Raw genomic sequence first — 25,540 nt, 5'->3', positions numbered from 1 at the left:
AGGATTCCCCGGAACGCCCGCTTGTGACTACCGGCCGCCGCCATAGGGCCGTAGCGGCATGTGGCGGTTGACGTCCTTATAGAGCAGGTAGCGAAAGGGGCCCGGTCCGCCCGCGTAGCAGGCCTGCGGGCAGAAGGCGCGAAGCCACATGAAGTCGCCTGCCTCCACTTCCACCCAGTCCTGGTTGAGCCGGTAGACTGCCTTGCCCTGCAAGACATAGAGCCCGTGCTCCATGACGTGGGTTTCTGCGAAAGGAATGACGGCGCCCGGCTGGAGCGTGACGATCGTCACATGCATATCGTGGCGAAGGTCTGCCGGATCGACGAAGCGGGTGGTCGCCCAGCCACCATTGGTGCCGGGCATGGCGCTCGGCTCGATATCCCGTTCGTTGAGAACAAGCGGCTCCGGCACATCGAGCCCCTCGACACGCTGATAGGCTTTGCGGATCCAGTGGAAACGTGCGTGCGCCCCGGAAACGTTATGCAGCTTCCAGTCGGTGGCCGGCGGAATGAAGGCATAGCCGCCCGGGGCGAGCGTATGCTTGCCTGTCGGCAGGGTAAGTTCGATTTCCCCGTCCACGACGAACAGAACGCCTTCGGCTTCGGCATCCGCCTCCGGCCTGTCGCTGCCGCCGCCAGGCCCGACCTCCATCACATATTGCGAGAAGGTCTCGGCAAATCCCGAAAGCGGCCGGGCGATCACCCAGGCGCGGGTTTCCGTCCAGAAGGGCAGCGGGCCTGCGACGATGTCCTGCATGACGCCCCTCGGAATGACCGCATAGGCCTCGGTGAAGACGGCCCGTCCGGTCAGGAGATCCGTCTGCGGAGGATGGCCGCCGGGAATGGAATAATAGCTATGTTTCGACATAGTTCGCCTTTGACAGATTTGATCCCGCAGCCCTGCGGCTTGCGGAGATACCCGATGACTGCCCGGCCAGGGGAGCCGCGGAAGCGGTGTGCCGGAATGGTTCGCGGCCCGTTTTGCAACGATGCTTCCCGGGGTCCGGTCTGAGCCTTCATTCGAAGCGGTCATCCCGGGACTTCCAGGAAAACGTCAGGAACCCGCACCGACACCTAGCACCGCGCAACCTCGCCCGTAAAGCGGTGCGGCAACCTTGCATCTCAGGTATCGGCGATCCGGTCCGGTCGTGACGCCAGGGGAAAGGAAAGCTCCACCGTCGCACCTTTGCCGGGGGAGGAGATGATCCGGGCATCGCCGCCGCTCTGGCGCACGAAACCGTAGACGACGGCAAGCCCGAGGCCGGCGCCGCCGTCATCCTTGCGGGTGGTGAAATAGGGCTCGAAGGCCTTGTCCACGGCGTCGGGAGCCATGCCGGTTCCGGCATCCGTAACCGAGACCAGAATGCGGTCCCCGTGTTGCGCGCAATCGAGGCGGATCGTGCCGCCGTCCGGCATGGCCGTCGCCGCATTGAGGCAGAGATTGAGGACGGACTGTTCGAACAGCGCGGCATCGAGCAGGACGTGTGGCGTATCGTCGGCGATGTTGAAGACTAGGCCGCATTTTTCTCCGACGGCGATTTCGAGAATATCGGACATGCCGCGCAACAGCGCGCCGATATCGACGTAATCCGGATAGATCTGTTGCATGCTGCCGATCGACAGCATGCTGCTTGCAAGCGACCGGCCCCGGTCTGCCGCCTTGCGGATGCGGGCGATATGGCGTCGCTGCCGCTCGTTGAATGCCGCATCCCGTTCCAGCAGGCCCAGACTGCCGGTGATGACACCGATCATGTTCCCCACCTCATGGCTCACCTGATGCGTCATGCGCATGATGCCGTCGAGGCGTTGCGCCTTGGCGGCCTCGGCGTCACGCCGGTCGATTTCGGTGACATCGCGCGCGAGCAGCACGATGCCTCCATCCGGCTGTCGCGAAAGTGAAATCTCCAGAACTTGCGCATCCGTACGACGGTGGCGGACGACGGAACGTTCGCCGAGGCTGCCGCGACTGGCATCATCGGGCAGCAGGGCAGGGTCGATTTCCGGAATGGTGCGAATGAAGTCGCGCAATGGCTGCTTGCGCGCGGCCCCGCGACCGCCGACAAGCTCGATCACGCGCCGGTTCATGGAAATCGGCCGTCCGGTCGCGTCGAACAGGGCGATGCCCTCGTTCATGTTCCGGAAGGTCGAACGGATGGTTTGCGCCGCCGCTTCTGCAGTACGCCGCAGGCGCGAGACGCGATCGACGCTTTCGCGAAAGGCCCCGAAGGCTTCAAGCAGCCGTACAAATTCGGTCTCCGTGCCCGGATAGGTCGGCGTGGCGACATTCTTGCGGCCTTCGGCGAGGGCGTTCATGCCGTCCGACAGGGTGACGATCCCGCGCGATATCCGCATAACGGAGCGGATGGCCAGGACCCCCATCACGAGGACGAGGAGTGCAGCGAAAGCGACCAGCAGCAGCAGCCGGTTCAGGGCATTGGACGCCGACATCAGATCCTCGTTGAGGCCGCGCGTCACCGCGTCGCTCTGCGCTTCGGTCGCGTGCGAGAGATCGCGCGAGACGGAATGAAGGCGGGCGACCGCGGAGCGGATCGAAAACATTTCGAGGAGATAGAGGGTCTGCGCCTCGAAGAGCCGCTCGTAAGGGGCAAGTTCCAGCGCCGCGATGGGGGAACCGGTGCGCAGCGTTGTTTCCGCCATATAGCGCCGGCGCAATTCACCGAGCTGGAACAGGCTGTCGGAGGTGGATGCGGATTGTGCGATGGCGTTCAGCCGTTGCCGCAGGTCCTGATCGGCGATGCCGCGTCCGGTGGCGATCTCTCCAAGCGCGGCCGCGGCTTCGGCCTTGTGTTGCTGGGCGGCGTCGGCGTCGCCGACAAGCGTCAGCGTCTGGGTGCGGATGGTGGCAAGAAGTTCGGCGATCCGCTCGCCGGTGAAGCTGCGGGTGAAGTGACCGCCCGTGCCCGGCTCCATCGCCCGCAGCAAGGTGTCGACCTGGGTGATGACCGCGCGGCTTTCGCTCGACACCCGGTAAGGCGAGATCGCATTCATCAGAAACGGTGCGCTCGAAACGAGGTCCGACACCTGACGGGAGACCAGCGCGGTTCGCGCAAGGCTGGAAAAGGCCTGCAATCCGTAGGCCGCCATTTCATCGCGCGCCCGTTGCAGGCTGTAGATGGCGACCACCGACAGGCAGAAGACGAGAAAGCAGATAAAGCCGATGGCGAAAGGCAGCCGGAAAGCGATGGAGGACAGGAAGGGGCGATTGATCACGACGCGGATGCGGCCTCGTCCGTATGCAGGACATATCCCTTGCCGCGCCGTGTTTTGATGTGGCGCGGCAGATCGGGATTCCGCTCGATCTTGCGGCGTAGCCGCAGCACCAGCACGTCGACGTTGCGGTCGATGTAGCGGTCGCTTTCGGCGCCGAGGCGATCGAGAATCTGCGCGCGGCTGACCGGTACATTCGGTGTTTCCGCGAGAATCTCCAGGAGCGCGAATTCTGCGCCCGTGAGAGCGCGGGCGGGATCCGCATGGCAGACCGCCCGCCGGCCGTCGAGGTCCACCGACCAGTCGCCGAGCCGAAGTGCCGCCTTGCCGGCTTCCCGTTCGCTTTCCTTTTCATGGCGCATCGCCGGCACGGCGCGCCGCAGCACCGCCTTGACACGGGCAACAAGCTCGATCGGTTCGAAAGGCTTGACGACATAGTCGTCGGCCGCCGTCTCCAGCCCGAGAACCCGCTCGGCGGCACTGCCGGCCGCCGTCACCATCACGATGCCCATGTCCGTGCGAGCCCGCAGGCGTTGCGCGAAGACACGGCCGGAGATGCCGGGCAGATTATGATCGACGAGGGCGAGATGCGCCGATCCTCCGTCGATCAGCGCCATGGCCGCCTCGGCGGAGGACGCCACGAGCGGAGTCCAGCCTTCCGCCTCCACCAGGTCGGCCAGTAGATCGGCCATGTCGGGATCGTCCTCGACGATCAGAATTCGGATTTGCTCGGCCAGCACGTCGTGATCCTCCCCGGTCATCATAGGCGGGTGCTCGCAATGTTCAAAGCGTCGCTGGTTATGCCGGCTGTCATATTTGTAATCTTTGTCACTTCTTTTGCGGGTGCGGCCGCCCGATTTGAAAGAACGGTAACCATTCCGGTATTGCCGCGGGAAGAGGATGTTGCAATCCTTGCGGTCGAAAGATCGAGGCCCGGGAAGCTTCGCAGGGAGGATGGACGTGAGGAGCGCGATCGGAATCGGCGCGGGCATGGTTTTTTGGCTGTGCACCGCCGCGGCGGGCATGGCGGCCCCCGCCCTCAACGTGCTTTGCAACGTCGATGAGGCCTGGTGCGCCGTCATGAAGGCCGCCTTTGAAAAGACCTCCGGCCTCCAGATCTCCATGCCGCGCTTCAGCACTGGGGAAACCCTCGACCGCCTGCGGGCCGGGAAGGATGCGTCCGCCGTGGATGTCTGGTGGGGTGGAACCGGCGACACGCATCTTCAGGCCGGCTCGGAAAACCTGCTCCAGCCCTATCAGCCGGCCCATGAGCGGGAGATGCTGCCCTGGGCGCAGAACTTCTTCGCCATGTCCGGGGGGCGTTCGGCCGGTATTTACGCCGGCGCACTCGGCTTCGCCTATAATGCCGACGTGCTGCGCGATCTGAAGCTTCCGGCGCCCACCTGCTGGAAGGACCTGACCGATACGGCCTATCGCGGACGCATTCAGATCGGCGATCCGCGCTCGTCGGGGACCGCCTTCACCGCGCTTGCGACGCTTGTGCAATTGTTCGGGGAGGACGAGGCCTTCCGATTCTGGTCGGCGCTGGACCGCAACATATCCAGTTACACCCAGGCCGGATCGGCACCCGCGAAGGCGGCGGCGCGTGGTGAAGCGCTGATCGGTATCTCCTTCATGCACGACGCGGTGACGCTCAAGCAGGCGGGCGCTCCGCTCGTCATCGTCGCGCCCTGCGAGGGGACCGGCTACGAGATCGGGGCCGTCAGCATCGTCAAGGGCGCACGCAATCTGGATAATGCCCGACGCTTTGTCGATTTCGCGCTGAGCGCGGAGGGGCAGGCGACGGGGGCTGCGGCCGGGCAGAATCACGTGCCGGCCAATGCGCTGGCGTCGCTGCCGGACGGCGCGCCCGATATCTCGATGATCCGCATGGTCGATTATGATTTCGCCACCTTCGGCTTGCCGGAAGAGCGGCAGCGGTTGCTGGATCGTTTCGACGCGGAGATCCGCATCTTGAACTGACGAGGACCGGACGCAGCCATCATTCTGAAAACATTCAAGGTATCAGGCAACAGGAGGATAGCCATGAGACTGAACGCCTTTTCCGTATTGCTTTTCGCCGGCACGGCATTTGCCGCCCTTCCCGCAAGCGCTGCGGGCGAACTGAACCTCATCTGCTCGGCCGACGTGGTGATCTGCGAGCAGATGAAGGGCGATTTCGAGAAGTCGCACGACATCAAGGTCAATATGGTCCGTCTGTCGTCCGGCGAGACCTACGCCAAGATCCGCGCGGAATCGCGCAATCCGAAGACCGATCTCTGGTGGGCCGGCACCGGCGACCCCCATCTTCAGGCGGCTTCCGAAAACCTGACAGCCGAATACAAGTCGCCGATGCTCGGTGATTTGCAGGAATGGGCGCAGAAACAGGCGGAAAGCGCGGGATACAAGACGGTCGGTGTTTATGCCGGCGCGCTCGGCTGGGGTATCAATACGGATATCTTCACGTCGAAGGGCTACAAGGAGCCGGTCTGCTGGGCCGACCTGCTCGCCCCGGAACTGAAGGGAGAGATCCAGATCGCCAACCCGAATTCCTCGGGCACCGCCTATACGGCGCTTGCTTCGCTGGTGCAGATCATGGGCGAGGAGCCGGCCTTCGAGTATCTGACGAAGCTCAATGCCAATATCTCGCAATATACGAAATCCGGCTCCGCTCCGGTCAAGGCGGCGGCGCGCGGCGAGACGGGGGTCGGCATCGTCTTCCTGCATGACGCCGTCACGCAGATCGTCGAGGGGTTCCCCGTGAAGTCCATCGCGCCCTGTGAAGGCACGGGCTATGAGATCGGCTCCATGTCGATCGTCAAGGGCGCACGTAACCTGGAGAACGCCAAGATCTGGTATGACTGGGCGCTGACGCCTGAAGTCCAGTCGCGCATGAAGGACGCAAAGTCCTTCCAGCTTCCTTCCAACAAGAATGCGGAAGTGCCGAAGGAAGCGTTGAAGTTCGAGGACATCAAGCTGATCGACTACGACTTCGTCGCCTATGGCGATCCCGACCGCCGGCGTGAACTGCTGGAGCGCTGGGACCGCGAGGTCGGTTCCGCCGCCAACTGAGGAATGGACTGCTCCGGCGGGGCGCGGTCGCGCCTCGCCGTCGTGACCGTCCGCCGGTTCGGGCCGGCCGGTGCTGGTTGAGAACCGCCGGCCGATCCTCTTCCGTCAATGCAAACAGCGAGGTTGGCATGACCCGTGGCAATCGCCGGCTCGACGTCGTTCTCCTGACCGGCCTTGCGGCCCTGACGCTTCTGCCCTGGTACAGGGTCGAAAGCGGCTTTTACGCGTTCCGCTGGCTTTCCGGCCTGTTTTCGACGGCGGAAGCTGCTCCGGGCCTGCTGCAAATCGTTTCCTACGAGCGTGTCTGGCTGATCGTCGTGCCGATCCTGCTCGTTCTGACGGCGGGCATCCGCCCGGTCCGCGACCCGATGCGGCGCGGCATGCTGCTGGCGGCCGTCGGCGCGGCGGGCGTCCTCTATCTTTCCCTTCAGGGGCTGGCGATCGGTTTTACGGGCTGGAACTGGACGGTCAGCGAAACGCTGTTCGGCCCCCTGGCGGACGGCCAGCCCTCGATGGGCGCGGGCGCGGTGCTTTCGACGCTCGTCTTCGTGCTGGTCTTTTCCTTCGGCCTGGCCGAGCGCGGGGTGATGAAGGGGGACGCCTTCATCGTCAGCGCCATTTCCCTGCTTGCCTTTCTCGTTACCGTCTTTGTCCTCTACCCGATCGTCAGCATGTTTATCGGCGCGGTGCAGGACTACGACGGGTCCTTCAAGCCGGACGGTTTCATCCGCAACATGCAAGACCCAGGTATCTGGAGCCTCAGTTGCGTCATCGGCGGAGCGCGCTGCGGCGTCGCCTGGCGCACGCTCTGGCTTGCCATCATGAGCGGGCTTGCCTCGACGCTGCTCGGCCTCGCCTTTGCACTGGTCGCCACCCGCACGCGCTTTCCCTACAAGAAGGGCCTGCGCCTGCTGACGATCCTGCCGATCATCACGCCGCCTTTCGTCATCGGCCTTGCGCTGACGCTGCTGTTCGGGCGCGCCGGGATCGTCACGGAGTTCGTCGCGGATCTCCTGAATATCGAACCGGGCCGGTGGCTCTACGGCCTGACCGGCATCTGGATCGCACAGGTCCTGTCCTTTACGCCCATCACATTCCTGGTGTTGATCGGGGTGGTCGAGGGTGTGAGCCCCTCGATGGAAGAGGCGTCGCAGACGCTGCGTGCCGATCGCTGGCGCACCTTCCGGCGCGTCTCGCTGCCGCTGATGAAGCCGGGACTTGCCAACGCCTTCCTGATCGGCTTCATCGAAAGCATGGCCGATTTCGGCAATCCGCTGGTGCTCGGCGGCAGCCATGGCGTGCTTTCCACCGAGATATTCTTCGCCGTCGTCGGTTCGCAGAATGATCCCTCCCGCGCGGCGGTGCTTGCGATCGTGCTTCTGGCCTTCACGCTTTCCGCCTTCTTCGCCCAGCGTCTCTGGCTGTCCGGCAAGAATTTCGCCACCGTTACCGGAAAGGGCGACAGCGGCGCCCATATCGCCCTGCCGAAAGGGCTTTCCATCGCCGTTCATGCCGTGGTCATTCCCTGGATCCTGTTCACGATGGCGATTTACGGGATGATCATCGTCGGCGGTTTCGTGAAGACCTGGGGTCTCGACAATTCGCTGACGCTCGATCATTACGCCCGCGCCTTCTCCGTCAGCTACGACGGCGGCATCGCCTGGACGGGAGTCGCCTGGAACTCCTTCTGGACGACGATGGAAATCGCGCTGATTTCGGCGCCGCTGACCGCTCTGGTCGGCCTGCTGACCGCCTATCTCATCGTGCGCCAGAAGTTCGCCGGCAAGAATCTCTTCGAATTCGCACTGCTGATGAGCTTCGCCATTCCGGGGACGGTCATCGGTGTCAGCTACATCATGGCCTTCAACCTGCCGCCGCTGGAAATGACCGGGTCGGCGCTCATCCTCGTGCTGTGCTTCGTGTTCCGCAACATGCCGGTGGGCGTGCGGGGCGGCATCGCGGCGATGAGCCAGCTCGACAAGAGCCTCGACGAGGCGTCGCTGACGCTGCGCGCCAGCAGCGCGCGGACGATCCGCAAGGTCATCCTGCCCCTGCTCCGGCCGGCGATCACCGCGGCGCTGGTCTATTCCTTCGTGCGGGCGATCACCTCGATCAGCGCCGTCATCTTCCTCGTGAGCGCCGAATACAACATGGCCACCGCCTATATCGTCGGTCTCGTCGAGAACGGCGAATATGGCGTCGCCATCGCCTATTCGTCCATGCTGATCGTGGTGATGCTCGTGATCATCGCCGGCTTCCAGCTCGCCGTGGGTGAACGCCGGCTGCGGCGCGAAAACCGCATCGCCGGCGTCGACACTCCCTCCGTTCCTCTTGGCCAGGAGAAATCCGCATGATCAGCCCTAAAGCCGGCTCCGTCGAATTCCGCAATATTCGCAAGATGTTCGGCTCCTTCACGGCGATTTCCGACCTTTCGCTCACCATCGAGCCCGGCACGCTGGTTACGCTTCTCGGTCCCTCCGGTTGCGGCAAGACCACGACGCTGCGCATGTTGGCCGGCCTCGAACATCCGACCAACGGCCAGATCCTGATCGGGGGGAAGGATGTCACCATGCTGCCGGCCAATGAGCGCGATGTCTCGATGGTCTTCCAGTCCTACGCGCTCTTTCCCCATATGAGTGCCGTCGAGAATGTCGCCTACGGGCTTGAATCCAGCGGGTTTTCCCGCCGCGAAGCTCGCGAGAAGGCGGAAGAAGGGCTTGCCCTCGTCGGCCTTGCCGGCATGGGGCAGCGCTTGCCGGCCGAGCTTTCCGGCGGCCAGCAGCAGCGGGTCGCCGTCGCCCGCGCGCTGGCGCTCGAACCGCAGGTTCTGCTGCTGGACGAGCCGCTTTCCAATCTCGATGCGCGGCTGCGGCGCAAGGTGCGGACCGATATTCGCGATTTGCAGCAGAAGCTCGGTTTTACCGCCGTCTATGTCACGCACGATCAGGACGAAGCGCTGGCGGTGTCCGACCGTATCATCATCATGAAGGAGGGCGAGGTCGCCCAGTCGGGTGCGCCGCGGGAACTCTACGAGGCTCCGGCATCGGCCTTCATCGCCGACTTCATGGGGGAGGCGAATGTCGTGTCCTGTGAAGTGATCGCCATCGAAGACGGGCGCGCCCGGATACGGGTCGGCGGCCTGGAGCATCAGGTCCCGGCCGGCGATGCCCGGCCGGGACCCGCCCGGCTCGCCGTCCGCCCGCGTTCCATCCTGCTGGCGGAAGGCAGGAAAGGAGAGGGGCTTTCCGGAAAGGTGCTCCATTCCGCCTATCTCGGCGATCACGTCGAATATGAGGTCGAGACGGAGGTCGGCACCTTCTTCATCGAGGATGCGGCCGTCGACCGGGTACTGCCGGTGGCGAGCGACGCGACACTCGGTTTCAGCAATCGCGGGATCGCCATCATCGGCGGTTGAAGCCGTCCGGCAAGGGTACGGAATGGCTTTGCGCCCGGCATTGCGTGTAAACGAGGAAACGGGCATCGCAGGTGACACCGCACTCACCGGGGATGCTTCAGGCAAACGAAACGGGATCAGGATCCTCCACATGCTTTTGCAACAGACCGAACTCGAGGCCCGCTTCAACCTTGCCCGATCGCTGGCGGAGGAGGGCGGCGCGCTGGCGCTCGAATATTTCAACCGGCGGGATGCGCTGGTGATCGAGACCAAGCGGGACTTGCAGGACGTCGTCTCCATCGCCGACCGCGATGTCGAGAAACGCATTCGGGAGCGCGTCGCCGCCGCTTTTCCCGGCGACGGCTTCCTCGGCGAGGAGGACGGATACAAGGCGGGCGCCTCTGGCTATACCTGGGTGGTCGACCCGATCGACGGGACCGCACCCTTCGTCAACGGCATGCCGAACTGGTGCGTCTCCATCGCGGTGCTTCATGGCGGCGAACCGGTGGTGGGGGTGATCAAGGCGCCGTGCCACGATGAGCTTTATGCCGCTTCGGCGGGGGGAGGGGCGACGCTCAACGACAGGCCGCTCAGGCTCGATTCGTCCCGCACGGTGCAGAACGCCATGACCGGTATCGGCGCCAACAGCCATGTGACGCCGGAAACGGTGGCGGATATCGTCAACCGGCTTCTCCATATGGGCGGTAACTTCATCCGCAACGGCTCGGGCGCACTGATGCTCGCCTATGTCGCGGCGGGCCGCCTCGTCGGCTATTACGAGCCCTATATGCACGCCTGGGATTGCATGGCGGGCTATTGCCTGGTGAAGGAAGCCGGCGGCTGGCATCATGCCTTTCCGACGGCGGGAGACAGCCTGACGAAGGGAGCGCCGGTTCTGGCCGCCGCTCCAGGCGCAACGGCCGATCTCAAGGCCCTCGCGGGCCTTTCGTGAAGGAGAACCTCGCGGGTCTTTTCTGGAGCGGTTCCGATTTTCACGGGATCGGTAGAACCACTCCTGTGAAAATCGCAACCGTATGAAACAGAAAGGGTGCGCCGGCTTCGACGCACCCTTGTCTTTTCACCGGTCTCCGTAAGCCGCTTAGGTTCTCGGCTTCAGGTTTTCCGGGTCGTAGAGCGGCTTGTAGCCGATGCCGGTCACCTCGACGGGATAGATCTCTCCGAAGTATTCGATCTCCAGCTTGCGGCCCTCCTGGCAATAGTCATGCGGCAGATAGGCGAGCGCGATGTTCTTGCCGATGGTCGGGCCGAAGGCGACGGAGGTCGTGTAGGAGCGGCGGCCGAGTTCATCCACCAGGACTTCGCGGGTTTCGGGGTCCATCACAGGCAGGTTGCCGAGTGGATAACGCTTCACGCCCTTGCTGTCGGTATTTTCCGTCATGACCAGCGTGCACAGCATGGCCGGCTGGTGCGGCCGGGCCTTGTATTCCAGATGCTTCGCCTTGCCGCGGAAGTCGGCCTCCTTGACCTTTGGTCGGGCGAGATCGGCCTCGATCAGGTTGTACTGGGTCAAGAGGTCCGCATTCTGGAGGCGCAGGCTCTTTTCCATGCGGCGTGAGTTGGCATAGGTCTCGATGCCGAACGCCATGATGCCGGTGGCGCGCAAGGCATCCCAGACGGCAAGCCCGTCCTCGTATTTCATATGCAGTTCCCAGCCCTGCTCGCCGACATAGGAAATGCGGAAGGCGCTGACCGCCTTGCCGGCGATCTCGATCTGGCGGATTGCCGCGAAGGGGAAGTTTTCCGGATCGAGGGCGGCCGGATCCGCCACGACCTTCTTCAGCGTGGCGCGTGCATTCGGTCCCCAGACGCCGATGGTGGTGAATTCTTCCGTCACATCGGTGATGGTGACGTCGAGGCCGCGATCCTGCGCCACCCGGCGCATGTAATGAAGATCGCGCGGACCGGCGTCGGCGCCGTTCACGAGACGGCAGCGGTCAGCCATGCGGAAGACCGTGAAGTCGGCGCGCACCATGCCTTCGTCATCAAGGAAGTGGGTATAGATGCCCTTGCCGATATTGCCGTCGCCGCCGATCTTCGCCGCGCAAAGCCACTCCAGAAGCGCGACATGATCGGGACCTTCGATATCCGTCATGTGGAAATGCGAGAGATTGACGATGCCGCAGTCGTCGCTCATCGCCAGGTGCTCGGCGTTGGAAACACGCCAGAAATGGCGATTGTCCCATTCGTTCTCGCGCAGCGGCACCCGGTCGCCGTATTTTTCCAGGAGGTGATCGTTGGCGCTATAGCCGTGCGCCCGTTCCCAGCCGCCCAGCTCCATGAAATGGCCGCCGAGTTCCACTTCGCGTTCATAGAACGGCGAACGCCGGATGTCGCGGCCGTTTGCAAAGGGCTCGCGCGGATGGACCGCCGGGAAATAGATTTTCCGGGCCGCTTCGTGGCAACGTCCGTTGATATAGCTTTCCGTGAGCTGGTGCGGATAGAGGCGCGCGTAGTCGATGGCGGCATGGTCGATATGGGTGCGGCCGTCCGTCATCCAGTCGGCGATCAGCTTGCCGTAGCCGGGGCCGTCCTTCACCCAGATGGCGACGCAATACCACAGCCCGCGCACCTTCTGGCTCTCGCCGCAGGAGGGACCGCCGGCGGCGGAGGCCTGTAGCAGGCCATTGAAGGAATGGCCTTCGTTATAGCCAATCTCGGCGAGGATCGGCGTCAGTTCCATGGCGCGTTCGAGCGGCTCGAGGATCTGGTCCATTTCGAGGTCGCGCTGCGAGGGCGAAAGGCGGGCTTCATGCTTTTCCAAGAGGTCGCGCGGGTGGCAGAGACGCGGATTGTCGGTCTCGTAATAGCCCCATTCGATCTGCCCGCCCTCGGTGCTTTTCGGGTCGCCGGTGTCGCGCATATAGGCCGAGTTGCCCTGGTCGCGCAGCAACGGAAAGCCGATTTCCTTGCCGGTGCCCTCGAATTCATTATAGGGGCCGAAGAAAGTCAGCGGATGGTCGACCGGCATCACCGGCAGATCCTCACCGACCATCTCGGCGATCAGGCGTCCCCACAGGCCGGCGCTGACGACGACATGATCGGCCATGATCGTCCCGCGATGGGTGACGACGCCCTTGATGCGGCCGTTCTCGACGATCAGCGATTGCGCCGGCGTATTGGCGAAGGCCCGCAGCTTCCCGGTCTTCTCGCCCTGGTCGACGAGCTTGCCAGCGACGGTCTGCGAACGCGGGATGACGAGACCGGCGTCCGGATCGAACAGGCCGCCCATCACCTGATCTTCCTCGATCAGCGGGAACAGTTCCTTGATCTCGGCAGGCGACACGGAGCGCGCGCGGGTGCCGAAGGCTCTGGCGGACGTCAGCTTGCGCTTGATCTCCTCCATCCAGGCGTCGTCGCCCGTCCGCGCCACCTCAAGGCCGCCGATACGGGCGTAATGGCCCATCTTCTCGAAGAAATCGATGGAGTACTGCGTCGTCCACACGGAGAGGTAGTCATGGCTCGTCGTGTAACAGAAGTCCGAGGCATGCGCTGTTGAGCCGATGTCGGTCGGGATACCCGACTTGTCGATGCCGACGATGTCGTCCCATCCCCTCTCGATAAGGTGATGGGCGATGGACGCGCCCACGATGCCGCCCAGACCGATGATGACGACTTTCGCCTTCTGCGGAAACTCTGCCATTGCTTGGAACCCCGATGGAATATGTGGTCCGATATTATTTCCTGCCGGATGACGGTTGAAGCCTGTCTGCGACTAGCGCGTGACCAGTTCCGACAGCGGCGGAGCGAAGATGCGCCAGGCATGGAGTGGCGATCTATGCGCTAGGCGCATGGGTGCGTTGTCGCAAATGGCCTTTATGCAGTGCAACATAAAGCCTATATGAAGGTCATCGAAAGACGCGGCGCCACGGATCGGTGCCGAACTGATAACCTCAGGAAAGGGGATCATCATGAACATGGCACGTTCCTTCAACAATTGGCGCAAATACCGTCAGACCGTCGCTGAGCTGAGCCGCATGAGCGCTCGTGAACTCGACGATGTCGGCATCCAGCGCTCCCAGATCAGGTCCGTCGCCCGGGCCGCCGTCGGCTTCTGACGAAACGACCTCCGCCCTTGCGGAAAAGAGTTGACGCCCGCCTTCCAGGCGGGCGTTTTTGCATCTGCGAACACGATGGCTTTCGCCCGCCGCCGTACGGAGGCCTTGATGCAGGAGCTATCCGATAAGCGCATAGCACATAGCTGCCTTGCAAAATAATGCCTGTTAATTGAGCGAGAGTCGGGTATAAGTCATAGCCATCGAAGCGATGCACCTCCTCCCGCAGAGCTTCGATGCAGCAAGTGACCTACTCCTCCTCCCAAAGGTCGCTTGCGGGAACGGCGATACTCCTCCTCCCAATCGCCGTTCAGCTCTCTTGGAAAGCCTGCCGCACCTCCTCCCGCGGCAGGCTTTTCTATTTCCAGCGTCTGTTTCCCCGACGATTGCAGCTTTCCGCCGGATTGGCGCCTTCAATGTATCTTTGAAAATATAACGCTGGCCAGCGACGTTTCTTCGATATATTCAGGCCTATATCACGCTGTCCGGGAGAGCACGAATGAACCGCCGTCTGATTCTGAAACTTGCCGCCGCCGTCCTCATGGCTGCTCCGCTTGCCTTGCCCGCCGCCGCGGCCGACAAGGTCACCGTCTTCGCCGCCGCAAGCCTGAAGAATGCGCTCGATGCCGCAAATACCGCCTGGCAGACGGAAACGGGCAATGAGACGACGGTCTCCTATGCCGCCAGCTCGGCGCTGGCCAAACAGATCGAAGCGGGTGCGCCCGCGGATCTCTTCATCTCGGCCGACCTTGCATGGATGGATTATACCGCCGAAAAGAAGCTGATTCGGGAGGAGACGCGCTCCAACCTGCTGGGCAACCGCATCGTCCTCGTCGCGCCGGCGGAAAACGCCGATCCGGTGGACATCCGGGAGGGCTTCGACCTTGCCGGGCTGGTCGGTGACGGCAAGCTTGCGATGGGAGCCGTGGACTCCGTGCCGGCGGGCAAATACGGCAAGGCAGCCCTTGAAAAGCTGGGGGTCTGGCCGTCCGTCGAAGGCAAGGTCGCGGGCGCCGAAAGCGTAAGAGCAGCGCTGGCGCTGGTCTCTCGCGGTGAAGCGCCTTACGGCATCGTCTATGAGACGGATGCCGCCGCCGATCCGGGCGTCGCGATTGTCGGCGCCTTTCCCGAAGACAGCCATCCGCCGATCATCTATCCGGTCGCGATCCTCACGGAATCGCAGAGCCCGGCGGCGGACGCCTATCTCGATTTCCTGAAATCCGACAAGGCTGCGCCCTTCTTCACGGAGCAGGGGTTCACCATCCTGAAATAGGGATCGCCTTGCGGCACTTCCTGCGGATAGGATCGTCCGGGGCGGGGAGCGGCGGCGGCGCATGCGCGACATGCAGGAGGAACTGTGGACTGGCTTGCCCTGAGCGATGAGGAATGGACGGCGATCCGTCTGAGCCTGCGCGTGTCTTCCGTCGCGACGATCGCCAGCCTGCCTGCCGGTATTGCGGTCGCGCTTGCGCTTGCGCGCGGCCGCTTCTGGGGCAAGTCGATCCTGAACGGCGTCGTCCACCTGCCGCTGGTGTTGCCGCCTGTCGTCACCGGTTTCATCCTGTTGCTGCTGTTCGGCCGCCGCGGCCCCGTCGGCGCGTTTCTGGCCGACTGGTTCGGTATCGTCCTGTCTTTTCGCTGGACCGGTGCGGCGCTTGCCTGCGCGGTCATGGGCTTTCCGCTGATGGTGCGCTCGATCCGCCTTTCCATCGAAGCGGTCGACCGCAAGCTGGAGGAGGCGGCCGGCACGCTCGGGGCAAGCCCCCTCTGGGTGTTCGCTACCGTCACCCTGCCGCTCATCCTGCCGGGCGTCATCGCCGGCATGATTCTATCCTTCGCCAAGGCGATGGGCGAATTCGGCGCGACCATCACTTTCGTTTCCAATATCCCCGGGGAAACACAGACCCTTTCCGCGGCGATCTACACGTTTACGCAGGTGCCGGGCGGCGACCTTGGCGCATTGCGGCTGACGCTGGTGGCGATCGTCATTTCCATGGTCGCGTTGCTCGCCTCGGAAATCGTCGCGCAACGGATCGGCCGCAAGGTGCATTTCGAATGAGTCTCGTGGTCGAAGTGCGACAGCGGCTTGGCGGCTTCACGCTTGACGCCGCCTTTACGGCGGAGAGCGGCGTGACGGCGCTGTTCGGCCGCTCGGGTTCCGGCAAGACCTCGCTCGTGCGTATCGTCGCCGGCCTTGCCCGGCCGGACGAGGGCCACGTCCGGCTGCAAGGAGAGCGGCTGGTCGATACGAAGGCCGGCCTCTTCGTCCCAGCCCATCGCCGCCGGTTCGGTTACGTGTTCCAGGAGGCGCGGCTTTTCCCGCATCTCTCGGTGAAGCAGAACCTGGATTATGGCCGCTGGTTCGCGCCGAAGGGAGCGCGGGCGGAACAGAGCGGACGCATCATCGATCTGCTCGGCATCGGCGGCTTGCTCGCCCGCGCGCCGGCCAATCTTTCCGGCGGCGAGAAACAGAGGGTGGCCATCGGCCGGGCCTTGCTGTCGGCGCCGCGCCTGCTGCTGATGGATGAGCCTCTGGCGGCTCTCGACGAGGAGCGCAAGGGTGAAATCCTGCCCTATCTGGAACGGTTGCGCGACGAGGTCGGCATTCCCATCCTCTACGTCAGCCATTCCGTCGCCGAAGTGGCGCGGATAGCCGATCGTGTCGTGCTGATGAATGCCGGGCGCGTCGAAACGATCGGAGCGGCGTCGCAGGTGTTGGCCGGACCAGGGCTGCATTCCGCGGCGGAACGGCGCGAGGCCGGCAGCGTGCTTTCGGGGCGCGTCGAGGCGCGGGGGGAAGCGCACGGGCTTGCGCATGTCCGGCTGGCCGGCGGCGCGCTGCTGCTGGTCCCGGCCTCCGGCCTGTCGGTCGGCGAGAGCGTGCGCCTGCGCATCCCGGCCCGTGACGTCATGCTCGCGCTCACCCGCCCGGAGGGTATCAGCGCCCTCAACGTGATCGAAGGTATCGTGGACAAGGTGGAGCGGGACGGGGAGGGGATGGCGAGCGTGGGCATCTCCTGTCACGGCGATCTCGTTCACGCCCGCATCACGGCGTTTTCCGTCGAGCGTCTCGGCCTGCGGCCGGGATTGCCCTTGCACGTCATCGTCAAGACCGTGGCGCTGGAGTAGGCGGAACCTCGGCGGCTGCGTCCGCGCGTTGCGCGGCGATCCAGTCGAGATCGTCGGCGAAGACGGCGTGCATTCTTTCCTCGATCGCCATATAGCGCGCCAGCAGGGTCTCGCCGAAGGCCGTTACGACGGCGCCTCCGCCCTGCTTGCCGCCACGCTGCGATTCCACCACGGGCAGGCGGAACAGCCGGTTCATCTCGTCGACGAGCAGCCAGGCGCGGCGATAGGACATGTCCATCGCCCTGCCGGCGGCCGAAATCGAACCGGTTTCGCGGATGAGGCCGAGAAGCTGCATTTTCCCCCGTCCGATACGCCCCTCCGATTCGAACTGGATGCGGAAAATGATGTGCGGCGCATTGGCGGAAGAAGATGGGGGCATGAAAAACAACCGGACCTGTTTGGAACAGGCCCGGTTATAGCAGCCTTCGCCATTCGGCGCAGCCGGAAGATCAGGCTGCGCGTTTCAGCGCATCCCCGAGAATCGAGACGATGTCCTCGATGTGCTTCTTTTCGGCGATCAGCGGCGGCGAGAAGGCGATGATGTCGCCGGTGACGCGAATCATCAGGCCCTTTTCGAAGCAATCGACGAAGACGTCGTAGGCGCGGGCGCCGGGCGCGCCGTCACGCGAGCCAAGTTCGATGCCGGCAATCAGGCCGATGGTGCGGATGTCGATGACATGCGGCAGCCCCTTCAGCGAATGCATGGCGGCGTGCCAGTCAGCCTCGATGTCCTTCGCGCGGGTCAGCAGGCCCTCGTCGCGATAGATGTCGAGCGTCGCGATGCCAGCGGCGCAAGCGGCCGGATGGCCCGAATAGGTATAACCGTGGAACAGTTCGATGGCGTTGTCCGGCCCCTGCATGAGCCCATCGTGGACCTTGCGGCTGGTGAAGACCGCGCCCATCGGGATCGCCCCGTTGGTGAGACCCTTGGCGGTGGTGATGATGTCCGGGGTCACGCCGAAATAATCGGCGGCGAAAGCGTCACCGAGGCGGCCGAAACCGGTGATGACCTCGTCAAAGATCAGGAGAATGCCATGCTTGTCGCAGATCGCGCGCAAGCGATCCAGATAACCCTTCGGCGGGATGAGAACGCCGGTGGAGCCGGCGACCGGCTCGACGATGCAGGCGGCGATGGTTTCGGCGCCATGCAGGGCGACCAGCCGCTCGAGATCGTCGGCAAGCTCCGCGCCGTGCTCGGGCTGGCCTTTCACATAGGCGTTCCTGGCAAGATCATGGGTATGGCGCAGGTGGTCGCTGCCGGCAAGCTGCGGGAAGACGCGGCGGTTGTTGACGATGCCGCCGACCGAGATGCCGCCGAAGCCGACGCCGTGATAACCGCGCTCACGGCCGATCAGGCGCGTGCGGGTTCCCTGGCCGATGGCGCGCTGGTAGGCGAGCGCGATCTTCAGCGCCGTGTCGACCGATTCGGAGCCGGAGCCGGTGAAGAACACGCGGTCGAGTTTCTCCCCTACGGGGCCGGGGGCGATTTCCGCCAGCCGCTCGGCAAAGTCGAAGGCGATCGGATGCCCCATCTGGAAGGACGGAGCATAATCCAGTTCCGTGAGCTGGCGCTCCACGGCAGCGGCGATCTGGCGGCGGCCATGGCCGGCGTTCACGCACCACAGGCCCGCGGTTCCGTCGAGCACCTGCCGTCCGTCGGTGCTGGTGTAATACATGCCCTGGGCGCCGGCGAGCAGGCGCGGCGCGGCCTTGAACTGGCGGTTGGCGGTAAACGGCATCCAGTAGCTGTCGAGCACCGGCGCATTGGGTTTCTTGTGCACGTTCATGGGGAAATTCTCCTCTGGCTGGATCGATAGTCGCCATGCTTTGGCTTGCCGAACAAGTCCTTTTCTTGTTGACACCAAGCCATTGAAATAAAAGGATGTGAAGTGTCGAGTTTTCGATATTCCGAACATCCACAACAGGAGGATGACGATGTCCGTCGATATCGGCAGCCGGCTCCGGCAACTGCGCATGGCGCATAGTCTTTCGCAACGCGAACTCGCCAAGCGGGCAGGCGTCACAAATTCGACGATCTCGCTGATCGAATCGAACGCCAGCAACCCCTCCGTCGGCGCACTCAAACGCATTCTCGACGGCATTCCCATCGGCCTTGCGGAATTCTTCGCCTTCGAGCCGGAGCGACCGAAAAAGGCGTTCTATCGGGCCGAGGAACTGACGGAAATCGGCAAGGGCGGCATTTCCTATCGGCAGATCGGCGACAATCTTTTCGGCCGCAGCCTGCAGATCCTGAAGGAGTGCTATCAGCCGGGATCCGACACGGGCAAGGTGCCTCTGGTGCACGAAGGCGAGGAGGGGGGCATCGTGCTGTCGGGTCGGCTGGAGGTGACGGTCGATGATGAGCGCCGCATCCTCGGCCCGGGTGACGCCTATTACTTCGAAAGCCGCCGGCCGCATCGCTTCCGATGCGTCGGTCCGGTCCCTTGCGAGATCATCAGCGCCTGCACGCCGCCGACGTTCTGAACGACGACGAGCGTCGGAAAAGACGAAGCGCCGCCGGTCTTTCCGGCGGCGCCGTCGCGGATCAGTCCAGCAGTTCGGCCGGCACCTTGCCGCCGTTTTCGGCAAGCGCCTTCATCAGCGCCTTGTGCAGCCAGATATTCATCGTGGCGGAATCGCTCTTGTCGCCGCTGTAGTTCAGTTCGTCGGCCAGTTCCTTGCGGGCGGCAAGGCTGGAGTCGAGATCGAGCGCCTTCATCATGTCGACGATGGAATGACGCCAGTCGAGCTTCTGCCCGTTCGCCTTGACGGCCGCGTCGAGAATGGCGGCGACGTCCACCGGCCCGGCGGCTGCGGCGGCTGTCGTTCCCGCGCTCGTGGCCGCTCCGGTGGTCGCGCCGGAAACATCGGCCCCAACGGGTTTGACGGCTTCGGCGGTTATGGGTTTGGCCGATGCCGTTTCGGCGGGCGCTGCTTCTTCAGCCTTGCCGAACAGCTTTTCCTTGATGGAGCTGAAAATTCCCATGCGCGTACTCCCTGATCTGTGATTCGCGATTCGTCGTACGCCGGACCGTGATCGGATTGCGGCGTGCCACCAACCTAGGGTGGGGACGGTAAAAGGCAAGTGCCATTGCCGGCTCGGGCGAAACGGCGGCCGGAAAAGACCGATCCCTGCCCGCAGCACCAAAAAGAGAACAATATTCCCAAAAACTTCAGGCGTGCGGGTGGACAGCGTCGATCCAGCCAACATATTGTCTTCTCGACAGAATATTCAACGCTGGTCATCCTATCGAGAAAGGTCGGGCATTTGATCGCACCCGGGTTACAGAATCGGCCGGTCCGGCTTCGGTTCCGCCTCGTCTGTGCGGCGATTGCCTGTATCCTCCTCGCCATGGTCGGCACGCCCCGGCTCAACACCACGGCCATTTCGACGACCGCGCGCAATTTTTCCGCATCCAAGGCTTCGGGAAACGGGTTTTCCGCTTGCAAGGCGGACCACCGCGGGCAGGCCGCATCCGGCCAGCCTGCGGGCGCCGGATGCGGCGATCCCGACATGCCGGCCGTTCTGCCGGTGACGCATTTGCGGCCGGAGGCGGCGGCGGTCTCGCCCTGGTCCATGGCGGGGGCGGACTGGCGCATCCGGAAAAACAGCGCGCGCGCCGCCCGCGCGCCGCCGCTGTCTGTCGTCGTCTGAACGGTTCCGCTTTATCGAACGGAACCGTAACGCATTCGCCGGCGCGTCCGGCGTACCGGAATTCCGACGTTCGAAAACGGCCATCACATAATGACAGGTGAAATGATTCTCGTGCTGCTGGTGTGTCTTCCCTTCCTGGGAAGCCTCGTCGCGATCGCCCTTTTGAAGACCGATTCGCGGGTGCTGGCGGCGCGTCTGGCAGGGGCCGTGGCGCTGGCGGGCCTGCTGATGACCGCCTGGCTCTATCCGGCCGTCACGCGCGGGCCGGTGCGGCTCGAACTCGAATGGCTGCCGCAGCTCGGCCTGAATTTCACATTGCGCATGGACGGCCTCGCCTGGCTATTTTCCATGCTGATCACCGGCATCGGCTTCCTCGTCGTTCTCTACGCGCGCTACTACATGTCGGAGGAAGACCCGGTTCCCCGGTTCTTTTCCTTCCTTCTGGCCTTCATGGGGTCGATGCTCGGCATCGTCCTGTCCGGCAATATCATCCTGCTGTCGATCTTCTGGGAATTGACGAGCATCTCCTCGTTCCTGCTGATCAGTTACTGGCATCATAACGCCGCGGCGCGCGACGGCGCGCGCATGGCCCTGACCGTGACCTGCATAGGCGGTTTCTGCCTGCTCGTGGGCCTGCTGATCCTGGGGCATATCGTCGGCAGCTACGATCTCGACGCGGTGCTGGCCGCCGGAGACAAGATCCGCGCCCATCCTCTTTACCTGACGACGCTTTGCCTCATCCTCATGGGCGCGTTGACGAAGAGCGCCCAGGTGCCCTTCCATTTCTGGCTGCCCAACGCCATGGCCGCGCCAACCCCGGTATCGGCCTATCTGCATTCGGCGACCATGGTGAAGGCCGGCGTCTTCCTGCTCGTCCGCCTCTGGCCCGCTCTTTCGGGCACCTACGAGTGGTTCATGCTGCTTGGGCTTGCCGGTATCAGCACGCTGCTGCTCGGCGCCTATTTCGCCATGTTCCAGCAGGATCTGAAAGGCCTTCTCGCCTATTCGACGATCAGCCATCTCGGCCTGATCATGACGCTTCTCAGCCTCGGAAGCCCCGTCGCCGCGGTCGCCGCGATCTTCCACATGATGAACCACGCGACCTTCAAGGCGTCGCTTTTCATGGCCGCGGGGATCATCGACCACGAAACGGGCACGCGCGACATGCGCAAGCTCAGCGGCTTGTTCCGATATCTTCCGGTCACGGGAATCCTGGCCATGGTGGCGAGTGCCGCCATGGCCGGCGTACCGCTGCTGAACGGGTTCATCTCGAAGGAAATGTTCTTCGCCGAGACCGTGGAAACCCATGCCGATTCATTGCTCGACCGATTGATGCCCTATCTGGCGACGCTTGCCGGAGCCTTCAGCGTGGCTTATTCGCTGCGCTTCATCCATGTCGTCTTCTTCGGGCCGCCACCGACCGAGCTGCCCAATCCCAAACCGCACGAGCCGCCGCACTGGATGCGCTTTCCCATGGAGTTCCTGGTGGTCGCCTGTCTCGTCGTCGGCATCATTCCGGGCCTCTCGATAGGGCCGTTCCTGCACACCGCAGTGGTCTCCGTGCTCGGTTCGCAAACGCCGGAATACAGCCTTGCCGTCTGGCACGGCATCAATACGCCGCTGATCATGAGCGCTATCGCGCTTGGAGGCGGTGTCGCCCTCTATATCCTTCTCAAGGATTATCTTGCGAAATGCGACGACGGGCCGCCGCTCTTCCGCCATCTTGCGGGGCAGCGCATCTTCGAGCGCGTGCTGGTCACCGTTTCATGGAAGTGGGCGCGCTTTCTCGAAAGCCGTCTCGGCACCCGCAGCCTTCAGCCGCAATTGCGGCTGGTGGTGGCGGCAGGCCTATTGGCCGGAGTCGTCCCGCTGGCGATCGCCGGCTTCTCGTCTCAACCGATGATCCTCAGCACGGTCGATCCGGCTTTCGCGGCGGTCTGGCTCGTCGGTGCGATCTGCGCCATCGGCGCGGCCTATCAGGCGAAATACCACCGGCTTGCCGCACTGGTCCTGCTCAGCGGCACCGGTATCACGACCTGCATCACCTTCGTGTGGCTGTCGGCGCCGGACCTTGCGATCACCCAGCTTCTTGTCGAGATCGTCACCACGGTTCTCATCCTACTGGGACTGCGCTGGCTGCCGAAGCGTTTCGAGAAGATCGACAACAGCGTGGCCTTTATCTCGCGGGCCAGGCGGTTGCGCGACTTCCTGCTGGCCATCGCCTGCGGCGCTGGCATGTTCGTGTTTTCCTATGCGATCATGAAACAGCCGGTGCCCGACGCCATCGCCAGCTATTTCCTGGAGAATGCCTATTCCCAGGGCGGCGGACGCAACGTGGTCAACGTTATCCTCGTCGATTTCCGCGGCTTCGACACGATGGGCGAAATCGTCGTCCTCGGCATCGTCGCGCTGACGGTCTTCGCGCTCCTGCGACGCTTCCGGCCGGCGCCCGACAGCATCGAGAAACCCGAACAGCAGCGTATCCAGAATGCATTCGACCTGGAGCGTCCGGAGCGTTCGGACGGCGAGACGGTGCGCGATTACCTGCTCGTGCCTTCGGTCATCATGCAGTGGATGTTCCCGGTGGTGATCACGCTCGCCGTCTATATCTTCCTGCGCGGACATGATCTGCCGGGCGGCGGGTTTGCGGCGGGCATCACGATGGCGATCGCCTTCCTGCTTCAGTATCTTGCCGGCGGCGTCCGCTGGGCGGAGGACAGGCTGCGCGTCCTGCCGCTGCGCTGGATGGGCGTCGGTCTGTTGACGGCCGTGGCGACCGGCGTCGGCGCCTGGGTGCTCGACTATCCGTTCCTGACATCCCATTCGCGCTATATCGATATCCCGCTGGTGGGCAAGGCGCCGCTTGCGAGCGCCCTTCTCTTCGATCTCGGTGTTTTCTCGCTGGTGGTCGGCTCCACGGTGCTGATCCTCATTGCGCTTGCGCACCAGTCCGTCCGTACGCATCGGGTGCGGGCCATCGAAACGCCGAAGGCGGAGGAACTCTGATGGAGCTTGTACTCGCCCTTGCCATTGGCATCATGACAAGCTCCGGTGTCTGGTTGCTGCTGCGTCCGCGCACCTATCAGGTGATCATCGGGCTTTCGCTCTTGTCCTATGCCGTCAATCTTTTCATCTTCAGCGTCGGCGGTGTGAAATCGAATGCCGCGCCGCTGCTCGAAAACGGTGTGAAGACCGCCGATCTCGCCGATCCGGTGCCTCAGGCGCTGGTCCTCACCGCCATCGTCATCGGCTTCGCCACCACGGCGCTCTTCCTCGTCGTTCTTCTCGCCGCGCGCGGCCTGACCGGGACCGACCATGTCGACGGCCGGGAGCAGCCGAAATGAACGACTGGTATCGACATATCATCATCGCGCCGATCCTCGTCCCGCTTGTCGCAGGCGCGCTCCTCCTGTTCTTCGACGAGCGCCGGCGCGTGCTGAAGGCGATGATCAGCGTCGTTTCCTGCGTCCTGCTGGTGGGGGTCGCGATCGCCCTGTTCCGGCTGGCGATAAAGGGTCCGCAGGGTGGGTTCGACGGTGTCTACCTGCTTGGCAACTGGGCGGCGCCCTTCGGAATTGTGCTGGTCGCCGACCAGCTCTCGGCGCTGATGCTGGTCCTGACATCGGTTCTCGCCATTCCCGCGCTGGTCTTTTCGCTTGCCCGCTGGCATGCCGCGGGCGCGCATTTCCATTCCCTGTTCCAACTCCTGCTGATGGGGCTGAACGGCGCCTTCCTGACGGGAGACCTCTTCAATCTCTTCGTTTTCTTCGAAGTCATGCTGGCCGCCTCCTACGGTTTGCTGATGCATGGTTCGGGATCGATGCGCGTCAAGGCCGGCATGCATTACATCGTCGTCAATCTGGTCGGCGCGCTTTGCTTCCTGATCGGCGTCAGCACGATCTACGGCTCCGTCGGCACGCTCAACATGGCCGACCTCGCGTTGCGTATCGCCGACCTCGATCCGGACCGGCGGATGCTGCTGGAAGCAGGCGCGGGCGTGCTCGGCGTGGCCTTCCTGGTCAAGGCGGGCATGTGGCCGCTGAACTTCTGGCTTCCGGCCGCCTATAGCGCCGCCTCCGCTCCTGTCGCCGGCATCTTCGCGATCATGAGCAAAGTCGGCATCTATGTCATCCTGCGCCTTTCGCTGCTGGTGTTCGGGGAAGGCTCGTCCGCCGGGTTCGGCCTCAACGTGCTGCTTTACGGCGGCATGGCGACCATTCTGTTCGGCACCATCGGGGTTCTCGCCTCGCAGGCCCTCGGGCGGCTTGCCAGCTATTCCGTTCTGGTCTCCTCCGGGACGCTGCTTGCGGTGCTGGGTCTCGGCAACGGGGTGGTGACGGCGGGCGCGCTTTTCTATCTGGTCAGTTCCACGCTGACGCTCGGCGCCTTCTTCATGCTGATCGAACTGGTCGAGCGCGGACAGGATGCCGGCGCGACCGTTCTTGCGGTGACGATGGAAGCCTATGGCGACGCCGATGAAGAGGAAGAAGAAACCGAGATCGGCGTCACCATGCCCGCGACCATCGCCATGCTCGGCACCTGCTTCGCCGCGATCGGTATCCTGCTTTCCGGACTGCCGCCGCTTTCCGGGTTCATCGCGAAATTCGCCATGTTGACCGGCATGATCGGCGTGAATGCTTCGAATGCCGTCGGCATCTCCCTGTCCGTCTGGCTTATCGTCGCGTTGTTGATCCTGTCCGGCCTGGCCGCGCTCATCTCCATGACCCGTGCCGGCATCCGTACCTTCTGGGCGTCGATGGAGGGAACGGTGCCTCGCGTGCTGGTGGTGGAAATGGCACCGGTGCTGCTGCTCGTCGCGGTAACGCTCGTCCTAACGGTGCAGGCCGGTCCGGTCATGCGCTATATGGAGGCGACGGTCGAGCGGCTGGCCCGGCCCACGCTCTATATCGATGCGGTGATGGATGCGCGCCGCGCCGGTCAACCGGCGCAAACGCCGGTCGGTGCGACGGTGACGGAAGAGGGGATCTGA

21 protein-coding genes are annotated in these 25,540 nt (G+C 63.7%); 14 read left to right on the top strand and 7 right to left on the bottom strand.

Annotated features, from left to right (window positions below; all coding sequences use genetic code 11):
• Positions 1–27 precede the first annotated feature (27 nt).
• The 3 genes from KYK29_RS07530 to KYK29_RS07520 all read right to left on the bottom strand — a co-directional run bounded on the left by KYK29_RS07530 (position 28) and on the right by KYK29_RS07520 (position 3,988).
• Entirely contained in the window at positions 28–867 is an 840-nt protein-coding gene (locus KYK29_RS07530) for a bifunctional allantoicase/(S)-ureidoglycine aminohydrolase (RefSeq protein WP_254690274.1), read from the bottom strand.
• Positions 868–1,121: 254 nt separating this feature from the next.
• Positions 1,122–3,230: an ATP-binding protein gene (locus tag KYK29_RS07525; protein ID WP_254690273.1), complete on the bottom strand. Its 2,109-nt coding sequence runs from the start codon at positions 3,228–3,230 to the stop codon at positions 1,122–1,124.
• A complete protein-coding gene (locus KYK29_RS07520; protein ID WP_302795467.1) occupies positions 3,227–3,988 on the bottom strand; it encodes a response regulator transcription factor in 762 nt (253 codons plus the stop codon). Before KYK29_RS07520 ends, KYK29_RS07525 begins: the two co-directional genes overlap by 4 nt.
• A gap of 229 nt (positions 3,989–4,217) precedes the next feature.
• Here KYK29_RS07520 and KYK29_RS07515 point away from each other — a divergent pair, with 229 nt between their 5' ends.
• The 5 genes from KYK29_RS07515 to KYK29_RS07495 all read left to right on the top strand — a co-directional run bounded on the left by KYK29_RS07515 (position 4,218) and on the right by KYK29_RS07495 (position 10,645).
• Positions 4,218–5,210 (top strand): ABC transporter substrate-binding protein, encoded by a 993-nt coding sequence (locus tag KYK29_RS07515; protein WP_254690272.1) that lies wholly within the window; start codon positions 4,218–4,220, stop codon positions 5,208–5,210.
• Between the two features lie 63 nt (positions 5,211–5,273).
• On the top strand, positions 5,274–6,299 hold the full coding sequence (locus tag KYK29_RS07510; protein ID WP_254690271.1) for an ABC transporter substrate-binding protein: 1,026 nt from the start codon (positions 5,274–5,276) through the stop codon (positions 6,297–6,299).
• Between the two features lie 128 nt (positions 6,300–6,427).
• Positions 6,428–8,653, top strand: coding sequence for an ABC transporter permease (locus KYK29_RS07505; RefSeq protein ID WP_254690270.1), 2,226 nt, complete (start codon positions 6,428–6,430; stop codon positions 8,651–8,653).
• A complete protein-coding gene (locus tag KYK29_RS07500) occupies positions 8,650–9,714 on the top strand; it encodes an ABC transporter ATP-binding protein (RefSeq protein ID WP_254690269.1) in 1,065 nt (354 codons plus the stop codon). Before KYK29_RS07505 ends, KYK29_RS07500 begins: the two co-directional genes overlap by 4 nt.
• A gap of 130 nt (positions 9,715–9,844) precedes the next feature.
• A complete protein-coding gene (locus tag KYK29_RS07495; protein WP_254690268.1) occupies positions 9,845–10,645 on the top strand; it encodes an inositol monophosphatase family protein in 801 nt (266 codons plus the stop codon).
• Between the two features lie 147 nt (positions 10,646–10,792).
• Here KYK29_RS07495 and KYK29_RS07490 read toward each other — a convergent pair whose 3' ends face one another.
• Positions 10,793–13,354, bottom strand: a complete 2,562-nt coding sequence (locus KYK29_RS07490) for a GcvT family protein (RefSeq protein WP_254690267.1) — start codon at positions 13,352–13,354, stop codon at positions 10,793–10,795.
• Between the two features lie 268 nt (positions 13,355–13,622).
• Between KYK29_RS07490 and KYK29_RS07485 the strand changes: the two genes are divergently transcribed.
• The 4 genes from KYK29_RS07485 to modC all read left to right on the top strand — a co-directional run bounded on the left by KYK29_RS07485 (position 13,623) and on the right by modC (position 16,895).
• Positions 13,623–13,769, top strand: coding sequence for a DUF1127 domain-containing protein (locus tag KYK29_RS07485; RefSeq protein WP_254690266.1), 147 nt, complete (start codon positions 13,623–13,625; stop codon positions 13,767–13,769).
• 496 nt (positions 13,770–14,265) lie between these two features.
• Positions 14,266–15,039 (top strand): molybdate ABC transporter substrate-binding protein, encoded by a 774-nt coding sequence (modA, locus tag KYK29_RS07480; protein ID WP_254690265.1) that lies wholly within the window; start codon positions 14,266–14,268, stop codon positions 15,037–15,039.
• Between the two features lie 84 nt (positions 15,040–15,123).
• Positions 15,124–15,825: a molybdate ABC transporter permease subunit gene (modB, locus tag KYK29_RS07475; protein WP_254690264.1), complete on the top strand. Its 702-nt coding sequence runs from the start codon at positions 15,124–15,126 to the stop codon at positions 15,823–15,825.
• Positions 15,822–16,895: a molybdenum ABC transporter ATP-binding protein gene (modC, locus tag KYK29_RS07470; protein WP_254690263.1), complete on the top strand. Its 1,074-nt coding sequence runs from the start codon at positions 15,822–15,824 to the stop codon at positions 16,893–16,895. The genes modB and modC overlap by 4 nt, the downstream gene beginning before the upstream one ends.
• On the opposite strand, the gene KYK29_RS07465 is transcribed toward modC, so the two are convergent.
• Entirely contained in the window at positions 16,873–17,274 is a 402-nt protein-coding gene (locus KYK29_RS07465) for a winged helix-turn-helix domain-containing protein (protein ID WP_254690262.1), read from the bottom strand. The genes modC and KYK29_RS07465 overlap by 23 nt on opposite strands.
• Before the next feature lie 70 nt (positions 17,275–17,344).
• Entirely contained in the window at positions 17,345–18,682 is a 1,338-nt protein-coding gene (gene aptA, locus KYK29_RS07460) for an omega-aminotransferase AptA (protein WP_254690261.1), read from the bottom strand.
• A 148-nt stretch (positions 18,683–18,830) separates the two neighbouring features.
• Here aptA and KYK29_RS07455 point away from each other — a divergent pair, with 148 nt between their 5' ends.
• Positions 18,831–19,379 carry a cupin domain-containing protein gene (locus KYK29_RS07455; protein ID WP_254690260.1) on the top strand — a complete coding sequence of 183 codons (549 nt, stop codon included), beginning with the start codon at positions 18,831–18,833 and terminating at the stop codon, positions 19,377–19,379.
• Between the two features lie 61 nt (positions 19,380–19,440).
• Here the strand turns inward: KYK29_RS07455 and KYK29_RS07450 are convergent, their stop codons facing one another.
• Positions 19,441–19,881 (bottom strand): DUF3597 domain-containing protein, encoded by a 441-nt coding sequence (locus KYK29_RS07450; RefSeq protein ID WP_254690259.1) that lies wholly within the window; start codon positions 19,879–19,881, stop codon positions 19,441–19,443.
• Between the two features lie 282 nt (positions 19,882–20,163).
• Here KYK29_RS07450 and KYK29_RS07445 point away from each other — a divergent pair, with 282 nt between their 5' ends.
• The 4 genes from KYK29_RS07445 (at position 20,164) to KYK29_RS07430 (ending at position 25,540) form a co-directional block, all read left to right on the top strand.
• Positions 20,164–20,550 (top strand): hypothetical protein, encoded by a 387-nt coding sequence (locus KYK29_RS07445; protein WP_254690258.1) that lies wholly within the window; start codon positions 20,164–20,166, stop codon positions 20,548–20,550.
• Between the two features lie 90 nt (positions 20,551–20,640).
• Positions 20,641–23,556, top strand: a complete 2,916-nt coding sequence (locus KYK29_RS07440; RefSeq protein WP_254690257.1) for a monovalent cation/H+ antiporter subunit A — start codon at positions 20,641–20,643, stop codon at positions 23,554–23,556.
• The gene (locus tag KYK29_RS07435) at positions 23,556–23,894 is read left to right on the top strand and encodes a Na+/H+ antiporter subunit C (protein ID WP_254690256.1); all 339 of its coding nucleotides are present in this window, start codon (positions 23,556–23,558) and stop codon (positions 23,892–23,894) included. Before KYK29_RS07440 ends, KYK29_RS07435 begins: the two co-directional genes overlap by 1 nt.
• Positions 23,891–25,540 (top strand): monovalent cation/H+ antiporter subunit D, encoded by a 1,650-nt coding sequence (locus tag KYK29_RS07430; RefSeq protein ID WP_254690255.1) that lies wholly within the window; start codon positions 23,891–23,893, stop codon positions 25,538–25,540. The genes KYK29_RS07435 and KYK29_RS07430 overlap by 4 nt, the downstream gene beginning before the upstream one ends.

Origin of the sequence: Shinella daejeonensis (assembly GCF_024281235.1) — a bacterium.
Taxonomy (GTDB): Bacteria; Pseudomonadota; Alphaproteobacteria; order Rhizobiales; family Rhizobiaceae; genus Shinella; species Shinella daejeonensis.
The sequence above is the reverse complement of the archived record's forward strand: the minus strand, read 5'-3'. Positions and strand labels throughout refer to the sequence as shown.

Excerpts from the sequence above, each read along its gene's own strand:
- KYK29_RS07530 (WP_254690274.1), bottom strand. The coding sequence starts at position 867 with ATGTCGAAACATAGCTATTATTCCATTCCCGGCGGCCATCCTCCGCAG.
- KYK29_RS07520 (WP_302795467.1), bottom strand. The coding sequence starts at position 3,988 with ATGACCGGGGAGGATCACGACGTGCTGGCCGAGCAAATCCGAATTCTG.
- KYK29_RS07515 (WP_254690272.1), top strand. The coding sequence starts at position 4,218 with ATGGTTTTTTGGCTGTGCACCGCCGCGGCGGGCATGGCGGCCCCCGCC.
- KYK29_RS07510 (WP_254690271.1), top strand. The coding sequence starts at position 5,274 with ATGAGACTGAACGCCTTTTCCGTATTGCTTTTCGCCGGCACGGCATTT.
- KYK29_RS07505 (WP_254690270.1), top strand. The coding sequence starts at position 6,428 with ATGACCCGTGGCAATCGCCGGCTCGACGTCGTTCTCCTGACCGGCCTT.
- KYK29_RS07500 (WP_254690269.1), top strand. The coding sequence starts at position 8,650 with ATGATCAGCCCTAAAGCCGGCTCCGTCGAATTCCGCAATATTCGCAAG.
- KYK29_RS07495 (WP_254690268.1), top strand. The coding sequence starts at position 9,845 with ATGCTTTTGCAACAGACCGAACTCGAGGCCCGCTTCAACCTTGCCCGA.
- KYK29_RS07490 (WP_254690267.1), bottom strand. The coding sequence starts at position 13,354 with ATGGCAGAGTTTCCGCAGAAGGCGAAAGTCGTCATCATCGGTCTGGGC.
- KYK29_RS07485 (WP_254690266.1), top strand. The coding sequence starts at position 13,623 with ATGAACATGGCACGTTCCTTCAACAATTGGCGCAAATACCGTCAGACC.
- modA (WP_254690265.1), top strand. The coding sequence starts at position 14,266 with ATGAACCGCCGTCTGATTCTGAAACTTGCCGCCGCCGTCCTCATGGCT.
- modC (WP_254690263.1), top strand. The coding sequence starts at position 15,822 with ATGAGTCTCGTGGTCGAAGTGCGACAGCGGCTTGGCGGCTTCACGCTT.
- KYK29_RS07465 (WP_254690262.1), bottom strand. The coding sequence starts at position 17,274 with ATGCCCCCATCTTCTTCCGCCAATGCGCCGCACATCATTTTCCGCATC.
- aptA (WP_254690261.1), bottom strand. The coding sequence starts at position 18,682 with ATGAACGTGCACAAGAAACCCAATGCGCCGGTGCTCGACAGCTACTGG.
- KYK29_RS07455 (WP_254690260.1), top strand. The coding sequence starts at position 18,831 with ATGTCCGTCGATATCGGCAGCCGGCTCCGGCAACTGCGCATGGCGCAT.
- KYK29_RS07450 (WP_254690259.1), bottom strand. The coding sequence starts at position 19,881 with ATGGGAATTTTCAGCTCCATCAAGGAAAAGCTGTTCGGCAAGGCTGAA.
- KYK29_RS07440 (WP_254690257.1), top strand. The coding sequence starts at position 20,641 with ATGACAGGTGAAATGATTCTCGTGCTGCTGGTGTGTCTTCCCTTCCTG.
- KYK29_RS07435 (WP_254690256.1), top strand. The coding sequence starts at position 23,556 with ATGGAGCTTGTACTCGCCCTTGCCATTGGCATCATGACAAGCTCCGGT.
- KYK29_RS07430 (WP_254690255.1), top strand. The coding sequence starts at position 23,891 with ATGAACGACTGGTATCGACATATCATCATCGCGCCGATCCTCGTCCCG.